Source organism: Pseudoalteromonas sp. DY56-GL79 (assembly GCF_041414765.1).
Taxonomy (GTDB): Bacteria; Pseudomonadota; Gammaproteobacteria; order Enterobacterales; family Alteromonadaceae; genus Pseudoalteromonas; species Pseudoalteromonas piscicida.
In genome coordinates this window covers 1-16,971 of the sequence record NZ_JANHZS010000007.1, presented here as the reverse complement: position 1 = coordinate 16,971, position 16,971 = coordinate 1, and the positions used below count along the sequence as shown (strand labels likewise).

Sequence of the window (16,971 nt, the reverse complement as noted above, 5' to 3'; positions counted from 1 at the left end):
AGTGCGCGAATGACGTTGCTTCCTGATTTGCAAAGAGAAGCTCATAGCCAATGTATTCGAGTTGGTGTTTTTCTTGAACGTTAACGCTTGGCTTTTTGCATAACGAATAGGCTGATAAATCACCGTCAAAGTGACTCAAGGAGAATGGGTATGTGGCTTAGCGCTGCTAGGTATGCCACACTGATGTTTACAATAATTGTGTGTTGCATCTTTGCGATGTTGGCTACTGCTGAAACGCAGCTGGCCGCAGAAACTATAGAGGCAAGACCTTTAATTTCAGTAGGCTATGGTGACTTTTCCGAGGCCCAGTTTAGTGTATCGCAAGAAACGGTAATTATTCCAAAGGGCGTTGCGGTTTGGCTTCGAATCACAAACCTTGTACGCGATGAGGCGTCAGACCAAGTGCTAACAGTTGCACGTCCATCCATGGGTAGTGTTGAGTTTTTTACCACGGACCCTATTGGAAAACTAACTCAAATCCCTGAAAGTAACAATCATACATCGTTATCCCATTTTTCGCCCCATTTGGTGATTGATGCTAATAGCTATATTGAGCCGATCATTGTAAAGGTTCAATCACCCTATGTTTCCTTGTCTAGAGTAAGTATTGAACCTTATGAAGTTTATATAGAAGATACTAATGCTCATCTATTTTTAACCGGGTTGTTTCTAGGGGTAATGTTTTTATTGAGCATTTTTATGCTCAGTACCGGTATTATTTCGAAACGCGCAAGTCTGCTTTCGGTTGGTGGCTATTTGCTGTCATTAGCCTGCCTTTACGTCACCCATAAAGGACTCGCTGATATCTTTTTCAGCTACCAAAATAGCATTCATTTTTTACATTACAGTGGCAGCTTTGTGTGTTTTGCACTCGGCTTCAGCCTTTTGTTTTTTCATCATTTCCTTACTAAAAATAGGCTTGATAGAAAGATTAAGCTAACCATCAAGACGACTGCTTATATCTATTTACTCAGCGGTGTCGTTGTGGCATTTGCGAAAGTGAATTTACCGTTTGCACTTCAGTCCATAATGGTTATTGGTGCAATTGTATTAAGTACGATGATTTTGGTCAGCCAAGATAAAGACAGTCGTAAAGAAGTTTATTTTTGCTGCGCAATTTGGTCTCCCATGGTGGCGGTATTAATTGGTTTTGCTGGAAGTCAATTAATCCAACCAAGTGAGCAAATATCAATCGTAAACCATGTGTTGATCGGTCTACATTTAATGTTCTTACTACTATTTGTGGTTTGGCATGATGCGGAAAAGCGGCGTATGTATATTCATTATGCTGAGTTTGATAAAGAGACGGCGCTGCCCAATAAATTTGCCCTGTTTGGTTCGCTCGCTAAGCTTGAGGAGCAAAATAAAGCGCATACATTGCTGCTCTTTAAACCACTGATCCTGCCATCAATAAGACTGAGTTTTGGCTTAACCTTTGCAAATCAGCACATCAATAAGTTATTCAAAGAGGTCTCTGAGCAGATCAATACTTACGGTAGCGCTGCCGTTGCAAATAAAGGAAACACACCTATTTATCGCCTAGAAGAGCAAGTGTTTGCCATCGTACTTGATGGTAAAATTGAGGTCAGTCAAGTTGAGCAATATGTATGTATTTTATCTGCTGTATTCGAAGAAGGGGTTGGGTACAAAGATACGCAGATTGTAGATAGTTTAGAGGTTGGGGTAGCGAATTATCCAATGCATGCAAAATCCACTGAAAAGCTTATCCAGCGTGCGCTGCAGGCTCTTAATACTAAGTCATACAATGGTCAACGTTGGCATCTATTTGATGTTGAAAGCTCTATTTCGACTGAGCGACAATTAAAGCTCACCTCGTTTCTTAAAAGTGCGATAGAACATGAACAGTTCAGTTTATTCTTTCAGCCGCAGGTAGATCTCAGGACTGGCAGGGTATTCGGCTCTGAAGTGCTACTGCGCTGGCTTCACCCTGAGCTTGGTTACATACCACCTGACGAATTTATTCCGATTGCGGAGTCTTCAGGGCAAATTTACGAGATCACCGAGTGGGTGATTGAGCATGCGCTTCATTATCAAGCCGAGATAACTAAGTTATTGCCTGAGCACGTTATTTCAATCAACGTATCTGGTCGTGACTTGAGTAGAAGAGAGTTGTCGGTACAGCTTATTACGCTTATCAATGAATTATCACTCGCACCTTCTCAAATAATGATAGAGATCACGGAATCTGTAACAATAGGAAAAGAAGCTGAACTTAAAGGGGTGTTAGATGATTATCGTTCAATCGGCGTAAAAGTGGCGATAGACGATTTTGGTACTGGATATTCGTCACTTGCATATTTGAGTAAACTTGGATTTGATGAACTTAAAATTGATAAAAGTTTTGTGATGGATATTGAGACATCTAAGAGCAATCAAACAATATGTAAAGCGACGTGTGATATGGCGCACAGTTTAGGCTCAAGGGTGGTGGCAGAAGGGGTTGAGGATATCAATAGCTACATTCGTTTGCAGGCCTATGGCTGCGACTTTGCACAGGGCTATTTTATTTCACGTCCGTTGCCGTTTACTGAATTTAAGAGTTGGCTTGGTAAAGTCACCTATGCTGGTGATATAAAATCTTTCCTAGTTCGCTGAAGTAGTGAAAAATGGGCTCAGCGCATCGTTTTCTATGTTCATGTTCTGGGTAAATCCCCAGTTTTTCTTGTTCTGAACCCTTAATTCCCGCGGCCAAAAATGAATTTGATATATCGCTGTGGTAGGCAATAATGGCCTCGAACATCCGAGCTGTTAGTTCCTCGGGTAGTGCGTAATAAATCTGTTTGTTCGCGCTATCAGCAATCTTAGCGGTATGAAAATACCGATTTGGTTTTTGATGTTGTTCATCTAAAAAGATAAGCGCAAAAAACGTTGCTAAAGCATTGTTCAGTGGGTGTAATACTGTTTCGGTAGAAAGTAACCAAGCTGATGATGCAAAAGGCTTTTTTGGCTGTGTTATTAAATGCTGGCAAATATAGTGATCAAATGCATGCCACCATTCGTGGGCAAGTGCGCCACCACCGGCATTTTTTGCTAGGGCGAGTGTTCTCGTATTTGCTGCGTAATGTGCTTGAACACCTTGTTGACCGCCTGTACCAAAAGCAAAATTAAGTGTTCCCCGAAGGCCAATGACCTGTGGCGGTACTTGTAATATTTGGGCAAGATCTGCGAGGGCATCATAAATTAAATTGGCGGATAAACGGGCTTCTTCGGGCGTAACCCAATGACCAATGGTCATGGTTTTAAAGCCAAAGGTCTGTTTGATTTCACTGAAATCAACTTGATCGCCGAATCGATAATCGGGTCCTCGGCGAGTGTATCCGCGCTGTAGTCTCGAGCTTGGCATTTTCTTCCTTTAATACCGAGCTTTAACATCTTCAGGCATTCGCGTCATCTGTTCTTTCACCATGCCTGCTTGAAGTTTGTAGAGATCCGAAGTTTCGCATTGATCTACAATCTCGAGAAATTGAGCTGCCGCTTCAAGTGTTGATAAACTGTATTCATGTTTAGATTTACGAATAGTATATTCACTTTCATTTATCGAATCGAACTGAAAACTGGGCAACTGGCTTAGCCACGGATTGAGGTTATAAAGCTTAGTGGCTTTCTTCCAAGTCCCGTCCAATAAGATGATGGCATCAAGCTTTTGAGCGTGATTGTGTTCTGTAGTTAAGGTCTTAGCGTGGCTGTTTGGGTAGAGCAATGCAACATGGTTTACGTTGCAGAAGTTAATCAACTCTTCAAAGTCACTGGTATTTTCTCCAACATACAGCGCAAAACTGCCTAACTGCAAGGCGAGGAGCTTTGCGGTGTTTTTGGCGACTTTTACTTCACTCGGGTGCTGCATGATAATAACTTGAGTTGCATTTGGTATCACGTTACCAATATAGGAGCAAACGCAAGTTTTTGTGGGAAACTGACAGACTGGACAGGTATTACGTTTCATGTTTGATGAGGTGTTTCTTAATATAAGTCATATTTTATCATATCTTGCCCGCATTTACTTTGCACAAGAAACCAGATTTGGCTAGCATAAGTAATAGAATATTAAATTTAAGGAAAATTATGAGCATCGTAATAGATGAAGGTGCCCTAGAAAACATGCAAATGTTGCTGGGCGAGCAATTCGAAGATACGGTTCATTTTTGTTGTTCTGAATTCGAGCGGTTAGAATCGGAGTTGATGCTGAATTTGAATCAGGATCAAGAAGCTGCCATTCGTCATGCTCACAGTTTGAAATCTAACGCTGCTCAGTTTGGGGCCGCTAGTTTGAGCGATTTAGCAAAGACGATAGAACATGCCCTTATTCAAGAGGAGAAGGATATTGTTGATGACTCTATTGAGAAGCTTGCGGCACAAGTTGCAGGTTCAAAAGCGAAACTGCAGCAGTGGGTGAGAGCACAGTCTTAAATCCAGCACAAGCCAAAGAGCGGAAATAAGGTCGTTTATACGGCCTTTTTTATTGATATTGCTCTTATTCATCCCACTCCAACCACTTCACTTTGTAAGTTGCTTTTTTGAAGCATAAAAAGTTATCACAAGCATAGAATTTAGACGGCATTGTGATATATGCTTGAGCAAAATGAGGGGGTTATAGATGCTACAAATAACAAAAAGTAATAAGCTCAATGGTGTGAGTTACGATATTCGTGGTCCAGTATTGGATCAAGCAAGAAAAATGGAAGACGAGGGCATGAAAGTCCTCAAATTAAATATTGGTAATCCGGCGGCATTTGGCTTTGATATGCCAGAAGATATGCACCGAGACATCATAAAAAATTTATATTCTGCACAGGGGTATTGTGACTCAAAAGGATTGTATTCTGCCCGAGTCGCCGTGTATCAATATTATCAGCAAAAAAGCTTTCCCAATATTAGTGTCGATAACATCTTCATTGGCAATGGCGTTAGTGAATTGATCCAAATGACCGCGCAAGCCTTACTCAATGATGGTGACGAAGTGTTGATCCCCGCACCGGATTATCCGTTATGGACTGCCGCAGTTAAATTATCAGGCGGTAATCCAGTGCATTACCTTTGTGATGAAGAGCAAGACTGGTTTCCAGATATCGAAGATATCAAGCGTAAAATCACGAGTCGTACAAAGGCATTGGTGCTGATCAACCCAAATAATCCGACCGGTGCTGTATATGACAAAGCATTGCTTGAGGCATTAATCGACGTTGCCAGAGAACACAAGCTGTTAATACTGAGTGATGAGATCTACGAAAAGATTTTATATGATGATGCAGAGCATTTTTCAATTGCGAGTCTTTGTGATGATATCCCAGTTATCACGTTTAACGGCTTAGCAAAAACCTATCGTGCAGCCGGGATCCGCATGGGCTGGATGGTGATCAGTGGTAAGCATTCAGTGATGCGGGATTTGATCACAGGCTTGGAAATGCTTGCGTCTATGCGATTATGCGCTAATGTTCCTGCACAGTTTGCCATTCAACAAGCGCTCGGAGGCATACAATCCATCGACCAACTCATTGAACCGGGTGGGCGTTTGTATGAGCAGCGTGATATTGCGTTTAAAGGTTTAAACGATATCGAAGGGATAAGCTGTGTAAAGCCAAAGGGCGCGCTTTATGCGTTTCCAAAAGTGGATGTAAAGCGGTTTAATATTAAGAATGATGAGCGCATGGTGCTGGACTTGCTCAAAGAAGAAAAAATTCTACTTGTCCACGGACGCGCTTTTAACTGGCCCAGTGCGGATCATTTTAGATTAGTGTTTTTACCACATAAAGATGATTTACAGCCTGCAATGGATAGAGTAAAGCGCTTTTTTGCGCATTACAGTCAGTAATATCTTGTAAAAAAACAAAAAAAGCTCGGAAGTTTCCGAGCTTTTTTGTGGGCTAGTAATTTGTTACTTAGTGAGTATTAGAATCTAGCTCCGGTGTCGATTGTTGGCTATCAGCCGAGTCTTTCCCTTTAAACCATTTGCGACCAACGCGTTTAACATCTTCAAGTGCCACATATTGACAAGGGATAAGTACAAGGGTGATCACCGTGGCAAACAACACACCAAATGCAAGCGATACTGCCATTGGAATAACAATTTTAGCTTGCAGGCTCGTTTCCATAATGATTGGTACAAGTCCGATAAAGGTGGTCAACGAAGTGAGCAAGATTGCTCTAAAGCGTTTACATCCCGCCTCGACGGCTGCGGCTTTTAAATCTATGCCTTCTTCGCGTGCTTTATTGACAAAATCAACCATAACCAAAGAGTCGTTCACCACAACCCCAGCCACGGCAATAATACCGAAGAAAGACAAACTACTCATTGTCATTCCTAATATCATATGACCGAATACCGCGCCAACCACACCAAATGGGATCACAGACATAATGATGACAGGCTGAGAATAAGAACGTAGTGGAATTGCCAGTAGTGCGAAGATAATCATTAATGACAGGGCAAAGTCACGAATTTGCTCCGCAACACTGTCCATTTCTTCTTGTACGCGACCCGCTACTGCACTTTGAACGCCAGGATAGTTCTTTAATAGACTAGGAAGATATTCGTCACGAACCTGTTTTGCTATCTCAAATGGTTGCGCGATTTCTGTATCAACTGATGCCCAAACATTAATAGTGCGTTTGGCATTTTCGCGGCGAATTCGGTTAACACCGTCTACCAATTTTACATCAGCCACTTCTACCAACGGCACTTCTGCGCCTTGAGGCGTTAAGATACGCACATCCTGAATGTCACTAATGGCATCACGGTGTTCTTTAGGGTAACGGATCATTACTTTGATCTCTTCACCATCACGTAAAATACGCTGTGCTTCAAGGCCGTAATAACTGAAGTTTACTTGGGATGCAACATCTGCCAACGTCAGTCCAAGGCTGTACGCTAATGGTTTAAGCTCAAGCTGCACTTCATCGGTTGCGGATTGCATAGAGTCGTTGATATCACCAACACCTTCAATAGTTGCTAGCTTGTCTTTTAGTTTCTGTGCGACTTCGCGGAGCTCTTCTTTGTGTTTACCTTCTAATCTAAAGCTAATATCTCCGTCATCACGACCACCATTCATGATGCTATCTTGAATGTTTAGCGATTTAACACCTGGCAGTGCAGGCATTGCATCACGCCAGCGAGCGCTGAGTGCAAAGGTATCGATTGGGCGTGCATCTGGTTCAACCAAGATCACCATAATATTTGCGCTTGTGCGGCCGTTCATATTCACCATGTAATCACGGATCATTTTCTTGCCATACTCAGCCTCAATTTCTTTGTCGACATTCAGTACCATTTGCTCGACTTTTTGAATTGACTCAAGCGTCGCGTTTTCTGACGAGGATAAGTTCATATCAATCGAGATACGTGGAAAATCATGTGGGATTTTTGGGTTAGCAACAAACTTCACTAAGCCACCAGCAAACATCCCTGCGCTGACAATTAAAATGGTTAAAAAGCCAACTATAACGGTATAGCGGTAGTGAATACAGCGCACAATAAATGGGCGGTACGTGTTTTCAATGAAAGATTGAAGGCCGCTATCCATTTTTTCCCTGAGGCGGTGGAACGGGTTTTTAGGGTTGCTCGGTTTGTCTTTCATCGCTGCTAAATGTGCAGGTAAAACCAGCTTAGATTCAACCAAAGAGAATAGTAAGCAAAGAATTATTACGCCACCAATTGCTTTAGAAAAAGCTGCCGTTGGGCCGGTTGCTAATGTTTGCGGCAAGAAAGCAGCAACAGTAGTAAGCACACCAAAAGTGGCAGGGATAGCGACACGCTTTACGCCACGAACGACATTATCAAGGCTATGACCATGTTTTTCTATTTCTGCATGGGCGGATTCACCGACGACTATCGCGTCATCAACGACAATCCCCAACACCAAAATAAAGGCAAACAGTGAGGCTAAGTTAATCGTTACGTCTAAATAGCCCATTGGCATCATTAAAAATGCACCTAAGAAGCTAACTGGCAACCCCATCATTACCCAAAATGCTAAACGCACACGTAAAAATAAAGCAAGCATTAGCATAACTAATACGCCACCTAACGCCATATTTTCTAGCATCATATTAAGGCGGCCATTGAGGTAATAGGTCAAGTCAATAAAAGGTTCAAGTTCTACGCCTTGTGGTAGTGAGCCTTTCTTGGCCTCAAGATAGTTCTTAATGATATCTGCAACTTTGGTGATGTCTTGGTCTTTTGACGCGCTAACTTCATACACCAGTGAGTTCTTACCATTGTATTTAGAGTATTGCAGTCCTTCTTCAAAGCCATCGTTAATGGTGGCGACATCGCCTAAGCTAACCTGTGCGCCGTCTGGTAGTGTTAGTAAGGGGAGTTTTCTAAACTCGTCACCGCGATAGGCTTGGTTTTCAACTCGCATTGAAATATAGCCATTTTCGGAGCGAATTTGGCCAGCAGACATGTTCGCTGAGAAGCTCTTTACCGCATCCGAAATTGCTCTAAAACTTAGGCCGTACTCGCGCATTTTATCAGGGCTTATCTCAATAGAGATTTCGTAGTTCAGACCACCATCAAAGCGTACAAGGTTAACGCCGGGTAACGACAGCATTTCTTCATGAATGCGATTACCAAGCTCTTTAAGATCATGGGGACTCAAGTCGCCATTGAGTGACAACCACATTACTTCTTGGTTTTCTTTTTCGTGACGTACAATAGGACGCTCCATCCCTGATGGGAAAGTTGAGACGGAGTCTACTTGCATTTTTATTTCGTCGAGTACCTCTTTGGTGTTGTACTGCTCGTCTACTTCTATCCAAGTTTGCGAATAACCGCGATTAGAGTAGGTGATCAAGCGTTTGATCCCTTCGAGACCTTCCATGGATTCCTCGATCTTAATCGTGATCCCTTCCTCGACTTCTTGAGGTGCCGCGCCCGGATACACTGCTTGAACACTTATCCAGTTACTTATATATTGCGGAAACATTTGCTTGCGGATCGAAAACGCGGTAAGCAAGCCGCCCACAATAATAAATATCATCAATAAGTTTGCTGCAACTGGGTTACGTGCAAACCAAGCAATTAAGCCTTTTTCTGTGCTTTGACTCTGCATAAACCTTACTCCTCTTTGAGCGCTAACTGGGTGTTAGCGCTTTGCGAAGGAGTGTCATCTGTACGTAGTTGCATCCCTTCAGAAGGATAGTCCAGTGCTGAAGTAATGATCTGTTGGCCTGACTCAACGCCGTTATCAACGACGACCATGCCATTGTACTCTCTAATAATATTGACCTTTTTGTAGCTCAGCTTGGCATCGTCATCCAATGTCGCAACGCGACCTTCTTTCACTAAGTGATGAGGAATCATAGTGGCATTTTGCACTAACAAACCTTGAATATCAGCATTGATATAAGCGCCAAAACGTAGTGGTTTCATGTCGTTGTGATAAGGCTGCTCGACTTGAGCAACGAGGTAGGTCATACGACTTTTGTTATCGATAACGCCTTCACTGCGCACTATTTCGCCTTTCCAACTCATCGGTTGACCAGCGACTTCTGCTGTGATCACGACATCGGTGCCAACACCTTGTTGCGGTAAATATTTCAATTCATTATCGGCAACAGGGAGGCGTACTTCCGCAACAGATGTCGCATTGAGTTTACCAAAGCCATTACCGGGATTGACTACACTACCAAGGCTTACGGTGCGAGATTCTATAATCGCATCGTAAGGCGCTTTGATATAAGTACGCTCTAAATTTCGGTTCGCTCTTTTCACTGCAGCCTGCGCAGCTTTAAAGCTTGCTAACTTTTCAGCGAGCTGAGGTTTTCTCAAATAGAGTTCAGAAGGTATTTTTTCGTTAGCATTTGCTTTAATTCTTTGCCATTCTGCTTTTGCTACTTGCACCTGAGCTTGTTCTATTTCTAGCGCTGAGCTGGCTTGTGCTAAAGCCGCTTCGGCTTCAATCAGCGACGCTTCATAGTCATTCGGGTCGATGCGAGCAAGTACGTCACCTTCTTTGACAAAGCCACCTTTGACAAACTTGTCAGACAATGAAATGACTTGACCACTGACCTGAGCAACAAGATCAGTACTGTATTTTGGCATCACGATACCGTATGACGATACGTTAAGCCTAACTTGGTCAATATGAATAGGTTGAACCTGTACGAGAGGATGTACTATTTCTTCTTTCTTCTCTTCTGGAGGTTGTTTCATTGCAGACATGGCAACAGCCGCTGCAATTCCCACCGCAAGAACGGCAATTGGTAGAATTATTTGTTTTTTACTAGCCACGTTAAAATCCTTCCTGTTGAATGATTTTTAATGACCCAGATTAACGGCTCTAGATCATCGATAAGCTTAAGAATACGCGAATAGTTATGTCGAGGTGTTTAAATCCAGACTGAATATGTAACAAAGCTTTGCGTACCTAAATTTATCGTTACATTCTTAAAAGCGATTGATGCTTTTACGTGTAGTCGATTTTTCGATAAAATGCACCACTTATTGTCAAAATTGCGAGAAACAGAATGGATTGTAGGCTTGGTTGTGGCGCTTGTTGTATAGCACCGAGTATTTCAACACCCATTCCCGGTATGCCAAATGGTAAACCTGCGGGGGAGCGGTGTATTCAACTAGATGAAAATAATCTGTGTAAACTGTTTAACCAGCCAGAGCGCCCACAGGTGTGTTTGCAATTTAAGGCCATGGAAGATGTGTGCGGTGACAGTAATGAAGCAGCGATGCAGATCATCACAGAACTCGAAATGTTGACCTAACTAGCCTCTGGTTAACTGATAAAAAAACGCCCAGAAACTTACCTGCTAAGTTCTGGGCCTAGGGAAAGGCTCAAGATTGAGCCGTGCGCTAACTAAAAACACCTTCTAAGACTGTAGGGAGAAGTAGAAAGTACTGTTAAGTTTAGTTAACCTTTCATTCTTTTTACAAATAAATGAATGATTTATTAAGTTTATATAAAACAAAGAGTTGTTCTTTATATTCATAATTGGTCTTAAAAATATCAAAAGGGTATATTCAGGTTATACCCAAGTTATCAACAGGCCGTCTTTAATTAAATCCCGAGGCAAACTGTTTTTAACTTTATTCTTTTGCCATTTTCCTAACCCGATGGCACTGCCACATAGCGTGAGGATCACCTCTCCCGTTAGTTTGGTAACTTCATCTAGGCGTATATCTTTGCCATTAAAGTAATCTTTTGCTTGCTCTTTTGTTAGTGCTAAAGTGTTTTTAGACGCTAAGTGACCGAAAGTAGTGGCAAACTCATGCTCTAATCTTACCCCGTTTTTATGGGTAGTACCGATTAAAATCCCTATGCGAGAATATTTGATCTTATCTTGGATTGCTTCAAAGTTGTCAGGAAATAACCACACCTCTTTATCGCGCTGCATCAACTTACCGTCAAGTTGGGTAATACCAAACTGTTTTTTTAGTACGGATAACAATAGTTGAGTGGTTTTCTTGTCTAGTTCCTCAAAAGGGAAAGCGCCTTTTTTCTGCTTTGGATTTTTAACGGCAACAGAGTGTAACTTCTTAAATCGAGCAATGAAAAACCCTTCGCTATCATATAGCTGAGGCCACACATGCAAGTATCCTTCGGACGTTGTTGCTTTTTCAGCACCCTCAAATAAGGTCGACAGGTTTTCGACTGCTACTGCTTGAGGATAATTATCAATGAGGTGTTGGCATACTTGCTGATTTTCCAATGGTGTTAATGTGCAAGTTGAATACACTAAGGTACCACCTGGCTTTAAGGCTTGAAATGCGCTGTCTATCAGTTGCTTCTGCACTTGTGCAATTTCAACATTAGACTCTATTGACCAGTTTTTAAGGGCATTTGGGTCCTTTCTAACTGTGCCTTCTCCAGAACATGGTGCATCAAGCAAGATGTTATCAAAACATTCATGCATATAATCGCCAAAGATACAGCCGTCAAAATGAGATAATGCAACATTTCGTATGCCCATACGTTTCATATTTGCTGCAAGCGCTTTGAGTCGAGATGAAGATAGCTCATTAGCGATTAGTACGCCACGTCCATCCATATAAGCTGCGAGTTGCGAAGTTTTCGACCCTGGTGCTGACGCCATATCCAAATTAATATCACCGCTGCTGATAGTCGATTTCAATGCTGTTGGCGGCAACATGGAACTTGCTTCTTGGACATAGATGCAGCCACTTAAATGGATATCTGTGTTGCCGATACCAAGATTAGCTTCTTCTTGTTCACTTCTTGCTATCCAAAACCCTTCTTCACACCAAGGGATCGGTTCTGCCTGCCAATCACTTTTTTCGCAGTAGGCTAAGAATTCCGTGATAGACATTTTTAGGGTATTGACTCTGACTGCTCGGCGTAAAGGAGACTGGCACTTATCTATAAAGTCTTCGATGCTAAGGTGGTCTGGTAAGTAGGTTTTTATGTCGTCTAGAAACGCGCTGGGAATATAAGTTGATTTGTCCACGCAGTTACTCAAGTTATAAGCTTTCTCTCATTTTACACTTTCATGAGTGAAAAATGCATGTTTGTTGTGACTATGGTGATTATTAAGTAAAACTCATGGCTGACAGTAAAAGGCTATGGTTATATAATCTTCGCGAAATATCGCGAGGATTGCTATGTCTATTATCAAACACTTTTTGGCGGACCCTAAATTATTATTGAATGCGGTTGGAGAGGGGATCTATGGTTTTGATCTTTCTGGTAACGCTGTTTTTGTAAACCCGGCCGCAGAGCGTATGACTGGGTGGCAAAGTGATGAGCTTTTGGGGAAAAAAATACATCAGTACCATCATCATAGTCATGCAGATGGGAGTGAGTATCCTGCTGATGAATGTAACATCTACAAAACAATGTTTGATGGTAAAACACGACAGGTAACCAATGAGGTGTTCTGGCGGAAAGATGGGAGCTGTTTTCCTGTGGAATATACCTCTACGCCAATTTTCAAAGATCAGCAAATTATCGGTGCAGTCGCGATATTTCGCGATGTGTCGCAACAGCACAAAACTGAAAATGCCCTAAGAGAGGCGCTGAATAAAGTTCAAGTACTTACTGAGCAACTTAAAGATGAAAATGCCTACCTGCTAGAAACATTAAATGAAAATTGGCAAGACTCGGGTTTGGTGGGCAGTAGCGCAATATTTCAGGCCATGTTAGCGCAGCTAGAGCTGGTTAGCCAGACCGACAGTACGGTATTGGTTTTAGGGGAAAATGGCACGGGTAAAGAGCTTGTTGCCAGAAATCTGCACCGCCTTAGTGAGCGTTCATCGCAACCTTTCGTTAAAGTAAATTGCGCTGCTTTTTCATCAACTTTGATCGAATCTGAATTGTTTGGACATGAGAAAGGTGCATTTACTGGAGCGAATGAAAGACGTAAAGGACGTTTTGAGTTGGCGGATAAAGGAACCATATTTTTAGATGAAATTGGTGAGTTACCGCTAGAAGCGCAAAGCAAGTTATTACGTGTATTACAAGAGCGAGAGTTTGAGCGTGTAGGGGGAAGCAAGTCGATCCAAGTAGATATACGGATAGTCGCGGCGACCAACAGAGATTTATGGAAAATGGTCGAGGAGGGAGGGTTTAGAATGGATTTATATTATCGTTTAAACGTTTTTCCTATTCGAGTGCCTGCACTACGAGAGCGTATAGAGGATATACCCGTATTGGCCAACAACCTCATCGTGCAGCTCAACAAAAAGCTGGGTAAGCAACTACGCGGGATCTCAAAAAAGGCTATCCATGCGCTACAGCGTTATGATTGGCCTGGCAATATTCGAGAACTCCAAAACGTGTTGGAGCGCGAAGCGATATTATCTAAAGGTCGTTTACTTGATATATCTCAAGCATTTAACGCTACTGAGCAGCATAAATCTGAAAACGGTGAACTGACTTTAGCGCAAGCGGAAGCTGAGCACATATTAAGAGTGCTAGAAATAAGTAACTGGAAGATCGCTGGCAGCAATGGGGCAGCTGATAAGTTAGGATTACCCGAAAGTACGCTGAGGTCGAAAATGAAAAAACTAAAAATTGCCAAACTTTCGTGATATTTCGCGCCTGTTCGTGATATTTCGCGAGTTTGGGGGTGTAATGAAAATAAATATAATAAAAATCAAAACGTTATAAACTTTCAGATTGGTCTGAAAGTTGCAATGTCAAACCCGTGTATTATCAATGTAGCAAATAACATGAAGTTTGATATCAAAGAAGAAGACATGATCATTAAGCCCTACAAACAAGAAGGGCCTATTTACGTCAGAGAGCAAAAAGGTTTTTTCCAAAAAATAAGAAGAAACCTTGGCTGGTTTTTAATGTTAACTTTCGTTCTCATTCCTTGGATCCCGTACAACGGGCAGCAGGCCATCTTGCTTGATTTTGGTAAGCAGCAATTTAGGATATTTGGTGCCACCTTTCTCCCTCAAGACTTTATGATTCTCGCCTGGATTTTTATGGTGGGTGCCTTTGCTTTATTCTTTGTCACAACTTGGCTGGGTCGCGTGTGGTGTGGTTATACTTGCCCACAAACAATTTGGATGCTTATGTTCACTTGGGTTGAGCACCGAGTGGAGGGGACTCGCAACCAAAGAATAAAATTGGACAAATCAAACTGGGATAGCAAAAAAGTCGCTAAGAAAACGGCCAAACACGCTATTTGGTTGATAATTTCGGTGTTTACTGCCACTTCATTTATGGCCTATTTTATACCTGCAAAAGAGCTGTATCTAGACATGTTTACGCTTGAGTGGACTGGCCTTACTTCCTTCTGGGTATTTTTGTTCGCACTTTGTACCTATGGAAACGCGGGCTTTCTACGAGAAAAAATGTGTACCGTGGCATGTCCATATTCTCGTTTCCAATCGGTTATGTTTGACAAAGATACGTTAGTCGTCACCTATGATAGCGAACGAGGTGAAAATAGGGGTCGTCGTAAACGCAAAGAAGACCCAAAACAGCTTGGGCTCGGCGACTGTGTAGACTGTAATTTATGTGTTGAAGTTTGCCCTGCAGGTATTGATATTCGTAATGGCCTACAATACGAATGTATTAACTGTGGTTTATGTATCGATGCGTGCAACGAAACGATGAATAAATTCGGCTATCAGCCAGATTTGATTAAGTATCAAAGTGAACATCAACAAGCAGGCAAAAAGTCGAATCCATTTAGGTTAAAAATAGTAGGCTATGGTGCTATTACTGTATTGATCGTAGTCACAATGGTGATTTGGGCATTCAATCGTACACCAATAGAAGCCTCTGTCATTCGCGACCGTAATGCGCTTTATCGTGTTAACTATGAGGGGTTAGTCGAGAACCCATACACCTTAAGTGTGATAAACAAAACACAGCATGATTTAACTTACACCGTGAGCTTAAAGGGGCTACCAAATGCGAAATTAACAGCCCCAATCACAACGCATATCGCTGGCGGCGACATGGCATTAATTCCTGTTACGGTGACCGCTGATGGCTATGAGCTAAAAGGTAAACGGACTCCAATCCAATTCACGATAGAATCGCAGCAAGATGCCAAGATTAGCATCACCAAGGACAGCTACTTCTATAAAAATTAGTTTACACTCCCCCCGACTCAAGGCGCTTGTATCATGAAGCGCCTTTTTTGTGTGCATATATGCACAATCTGACGCTAAATTTATGACTTTCTCTCTGAACTTTTAGCATATAAGCTTACTCTTATTGAGAATGAGTTTTATTAGCTGAATATTATGTTTAAAAATACATCACAAAACTATGGGTTGTTAGCCATCATCTTTCACTGGCTCAGTGCGCTTGTGGTATTTGGTATGTTTGGCCTTGGATTGTACATGGTTGAACTCAGTTATTACGATCCTTTCTACCGTGATGGCTTACACATTCACAAAAGCATCGGAATACTGTTGGCAGCTTTGATAGTACTTAGGCTGATTTGGAAGTTCACTAACCCTAAAGTGAGACCCGAAAGCGAAGCAACTCCCATGAATAGATTGCAAAACATAATAGCGCATGTCGTTCACGTCGTTTTGTATCTTGGCTTGTTTGGGCTGTTTGTCACAGGTTACTTAATCTCTACCTCGGATGGCAGAGCAATCGAGGTATTTAACTGGTTTTCTGTTCCAGGTCTCGGGGAGCTGTTTGAAGAACAAAGCGATATTGCAGGCACTGTGCATTTATACATTGCATGGGGACTCATTGGATCAGTGGCGCTACACATTGTGGGGGCGCTAAAACACCACTTTATTAATAAAGATCGTACCTTAGTTCGAATGCTCAAGGTACCAAACGCTACAAAAGTTGAGGATTAAAACATGAAAAAAACAATCATTGCATTAAGCATGGCGGCTATGACCTTATCAGCCGGAGTAAATGCTGCGGATTATGTAATTGATACTAAGGGTGCACATGCCTTTGTAAACTTTAAAATTAAACATTTAGGATACAGCTGGTTGCATGGTCGATTTAATAGTTTTGAAGGCGACTTCAGCTATGATGCAAAAAATCCAAATGCATCAAAAATCAATGTAGTGATCGATACTGCTTCTATTGACTCGAATCATGCAGAACGCGATAAACATTTGCGCGGTAACGACTTCTTAAACGTAAAAGCAAACCCTAAGGCGACTTTTAAGAGTGACTCGATTACTTTTAGCGATGATACAAATGCGAAGGTGAAAGGCAGTTTCACACTCAATGGGGTAACAAAAAATATCGAGTTTGATGTTCAAAAAGTGGGTGAGGGTAAAGACCCATGGGGTGGATACCGAGTTGGCTTTGAAGGTGAAACCCAGTTAAAACTTGCTGATTATGACATCGACTATGATCTAGGCCCGGCATCAACGCATGTTACTATCGGTTTGCACTTGGAAGGTATTCGTAAGTAATTTCTACTAGCACCACGTGTTACTAAATAACCTGAGCTGCGGATAATCAATGCCTTTCTAGCAGCCAGTTTTAGCGCTAACTGCGTTGAATTCACTTCCAATAGCCAGCTATTGGTGCGTAAATT

13 protein-coding genes are annotated in these 16,971 nt (G+C 42.0%); 8 read left to right on the top strand and 5 right to left on the bottom strand.

Going from position 1 to position 16,971, the window contains the following annotated elements:
* Nucleotides 1–150 precede the first annotated feature (150 nt).
* Entirely contained in the window at nucleotides 151–2,616 is a 2,466-nt protein-coding gene (locus NO992_RS06445) for an EAL domain-containing protein (RefSeq protein ID WP_371375311.1), read from the top strand.
* Here NO992_RS06445 and NO992_RS06440 read toward each other — a convergent pair.
* Together NO992_RS06440 and NO992_RS06435 are read right to left on the bottom strand one after the other, a co-directional pair.
* The gene (locus NO992_RS06440) at nucleotides 2,576–3,364 is read right to left on the bottom strand and encodes a CLCA_X family protein (protein WP_010371643.1); all 789 of its coding nucleotides are present in this window, start codon (nucleotides 3,362–3,364) and stop codon (nucleotides 2,576–2,578) included. The two genes, NO992_RS06445 and NO992_RS06440, sit on opposite strands and share 41 nt — an antisense overlap.
* A 9-nt stretch (nucleotides 3,365–3,373) precedes the next feature.
* The gene (locus NO992_RS06435; protein ID WP_371375307.1) at nucleotides 3,374–3,964 is read right to left on the bottom strand and encodes a tRNA-uridine aminocarboxypropyltransferase; all 591 of its coding nucleotides are present in this window, start codon (nucleotides 3,962–3,964) and stop codon (nucleotides 3,374–3,376) included.
* A gap of 119 nt (nucleotides 3,965–4,083) precedes the next feature.
* On the opposite strand from NO992_RS06435, the gene NO992_RS06430 reads away from it, so the two are divergent.
* Nucleotides 4,084–4,428 carry an Hpt domain-containing protein gene (locus NO992_RS06430; protein ID WP_371375304.1) on the top strand — a complete coding sequence of 115 codons (345 nt, stop codon included), beginning with the start codon at nucleotides 4,084–4,086 and terminating at the stop codon, nucleotides 4,426–4,428.
* A 187-nt stretch (nucleotides 4,429–4,615) separates the two neighbouring features.
* Nucleotides 4,616–5,830, top strand: coding sequence for a pyridoxal phosphate-dependent aminotransferase (locus NO992_RS06425; RefSeq protein ID WP_039495683.1), 1,215 nt, complete (start codon nucleotides 4,616–4,618; stop codon nucleotides 5,828–5,830).
* A gap of 67 nt (nucleotides 5,831–5,897) precedes the next feature.
* Here the strand turns inward: NO992_RS06425 and NO992_RS06420 are convergent, their stop codons facing one another.
* On the bottom strand, nucleotides 5,898–9,068 hold the full coding sequence (locus NO992_RS06420) for an efflux RND transporter permease subunit (protein ID WP_371375299.1): 3,171 nt from the start codon (nucleotides 9,066–9,068) through the stop codon (nucleotides 5,898–5,900).
* A 5-nt stretch (nucleotides 9,069–9,073) separates the two neighbouring features.
* Nucleotides 9,074–10,249 (bottom strand): efflux RND transporter periplasmic adaptor subunit, encoded by a 1,176-nt coding sequence (locus NO992_RS06415; RefSeq protein WP_371375296.1) that lies wholly within the window; start codon nucleotides 10,247–10,249, stop codon nucleotides 9,074–9,076.
* A 236-nt stretch (nucleotides 10,250–10,485) separates the two neighbouring features.
* Between NO992_RS06415 and NO992_RS06410 the strand changes: the two genes are divergently transcribed.
* The gene (locus tag NO992_RS06410) at nucleotides 10,486–10,734 is read left to right on the top strand and encodes a YkgJ family cysteine cluster protein (RefSeq protein ID WP_010371625.1); all 249 of its coding nucleotides are present in this window, start codon (nucleotides 10,486–10,488) and stop codon (nucleotides 10,732–10,734) included.
* 261 nt (nucleotides 10,735–10,995) lie between these two features.
* On the opposite strand, the gene rsmF is transcribed toward NO992_RS06410, so the two are convergent.
* Nucleotides 10,996–12,435: a 16S rRNA (cytosine(1407)-C(5))-methyltransferase RsmF gene (gene rsmF / locus NO992_RS06405; RefSeq protein ID WP_371375293.1), complete on the bottom strand. Its 1,440-nt coding sequence runs from the start codon at nucleotides 12,433–12,435 to the stop codon at nucleotides 10,996–10,998.
* 154 nt (nucleotides 12,436–12,589) lie between these two features.
* Between rsmF and NO992_RS06400 the strand changes: the two genes are divergently transcribed.
* The 4 genes from NO992_RS06400 to NO992_RS06385 all read left to right on the top strand — a co-directional run bounded on the left by NO992_RS06400 (nucleotide 12,590) and on the right by NO992_RS06385 (nucleotide 16,846).
* Entirely contained in the window at nucleotides 12,590–14,017 is a 1,428-nt protein-coding gene (locus NO992_RS06400) for a sigma-54-dependent Fis family transcriptional regulator (RefSeq protein WP_253104722.1), read from the top strand.
* A gap of 141 nt (nucleotides 14,018–14,158) precedes the next feature.
* Nucleotides 14,159–15,541, top strand: a complete 1,383-nt coding sequence (ccoG, locus tag NO992_RS06395; protein ID WP_253104724.1) for a cytochrome c oxidase accessory protein CcoG — start codon at nucleotides 14,159–14,161, stop codon at nucleotides 15,539–15,541.
* Between the two features lie 153 nt (nucleotides 15,542–15,694).
* The gene (locus tag NO992_RS06390; RefSeq protein ID WP_371375288.1) at nucleotides 15,695–16,270 is read left to right on the top strand and encodes a cytochrome b; all 576 of its coding nucleotides are present in this window, start codon (nucleotides 15,695–15,697) and stop codon (nucleotides 16,268–16,270) included.
* Nucleotides 16,271–16,273: 3 nt separating this feature from the next.
* Nucleotides 16,274–16,846, top strand: a complete 573-nt coding sequence (locus tag NO992_RS06385; protein WP_371375285.1) for a YceI family protein — start codon at nucleotides 16,274–16,276, stop codon at nucleotides 16,844–16,846.
* Nucleotides 16,847–16,971: the final 125 nt, after the last annotated feature.

Bases quoted from the DNA above. Each gene is read 5' to 3' on its own strand.
- NO992_RS06445 (WP_371375311.1), top strand. From the start codon at position 151: ATGTGGCTTAGCGCTGCTAGGTATGCCACACTGATGTTTACAATAATT.
- NO992_RS06440 (WP_010371643.1), bottom strand. From the start codon at position 3,364: ATGCCAAGCTCGAGACTACAGCGCGGATACACTCGCCGAGGACCCGAT.
- NO992_RS06435 (WP_371375307.1), bottom strand. From the start codon at position 3,964: ATGAAACGTAATACCTGTCCAGTCTGTCAGTTTCCCACAAAAACTTGC.
- NO992_RS06430 (WP_371375304.1), top strand. From the start codon at position 4,084: ATGAGCATCGTAATAGATGAAGGTGCCCTAGAAAACATGCAAATGTTG.
- NO992_RS06425 (WP_039495683.1), top strand. From the start codon at position 4,616: ATGCTACAAATAACAAAAAGTAATAAGCTCAATGGTGTGAGTTACGAT.
- NO992_RS06420 (WP_371375299.1), bottom strand. From the start codon at position 9,068: ATGCAGAGTCAAAGCACAGAAAAAGGCTTAATTGCTTGGTTTGCACGT.
- NO992_RS06410 (WP_010371625.1), top strand. From the start codon at position 10,486: ATGGATTGTAGGCTTGGTTGTGGCGCTTGTTGTATAGCACCGAGTATT.
- NO992_RS06400 (WP_253104722.1), top strand. From the start codon at position 12,590: ATGTCTATTATCAAACACTTTTTGGCGGACCCTAAATTATTATTGAAT.
- ccoG (WP_253104724.1), top strand. From the start codon at position 14,159: ATGAAGTTTGATATCAAAGAAGAAGACATGATCATTAAGCCCTACAAA.
- NO992_RS06390 (WP_371375288.1), top strand. From the start codon at position 15,695: ATGTTTAAAAATACATCACAAAACTATGGGTTGTTAGCCATCATCTTT.
- NO992_RS06385 (WP_371375285.1), top strand. From the start codon at position 16,274: ATGAAAAAAACAATCATTGCATTAAGCATGGCGGCTATGACCTTATCA.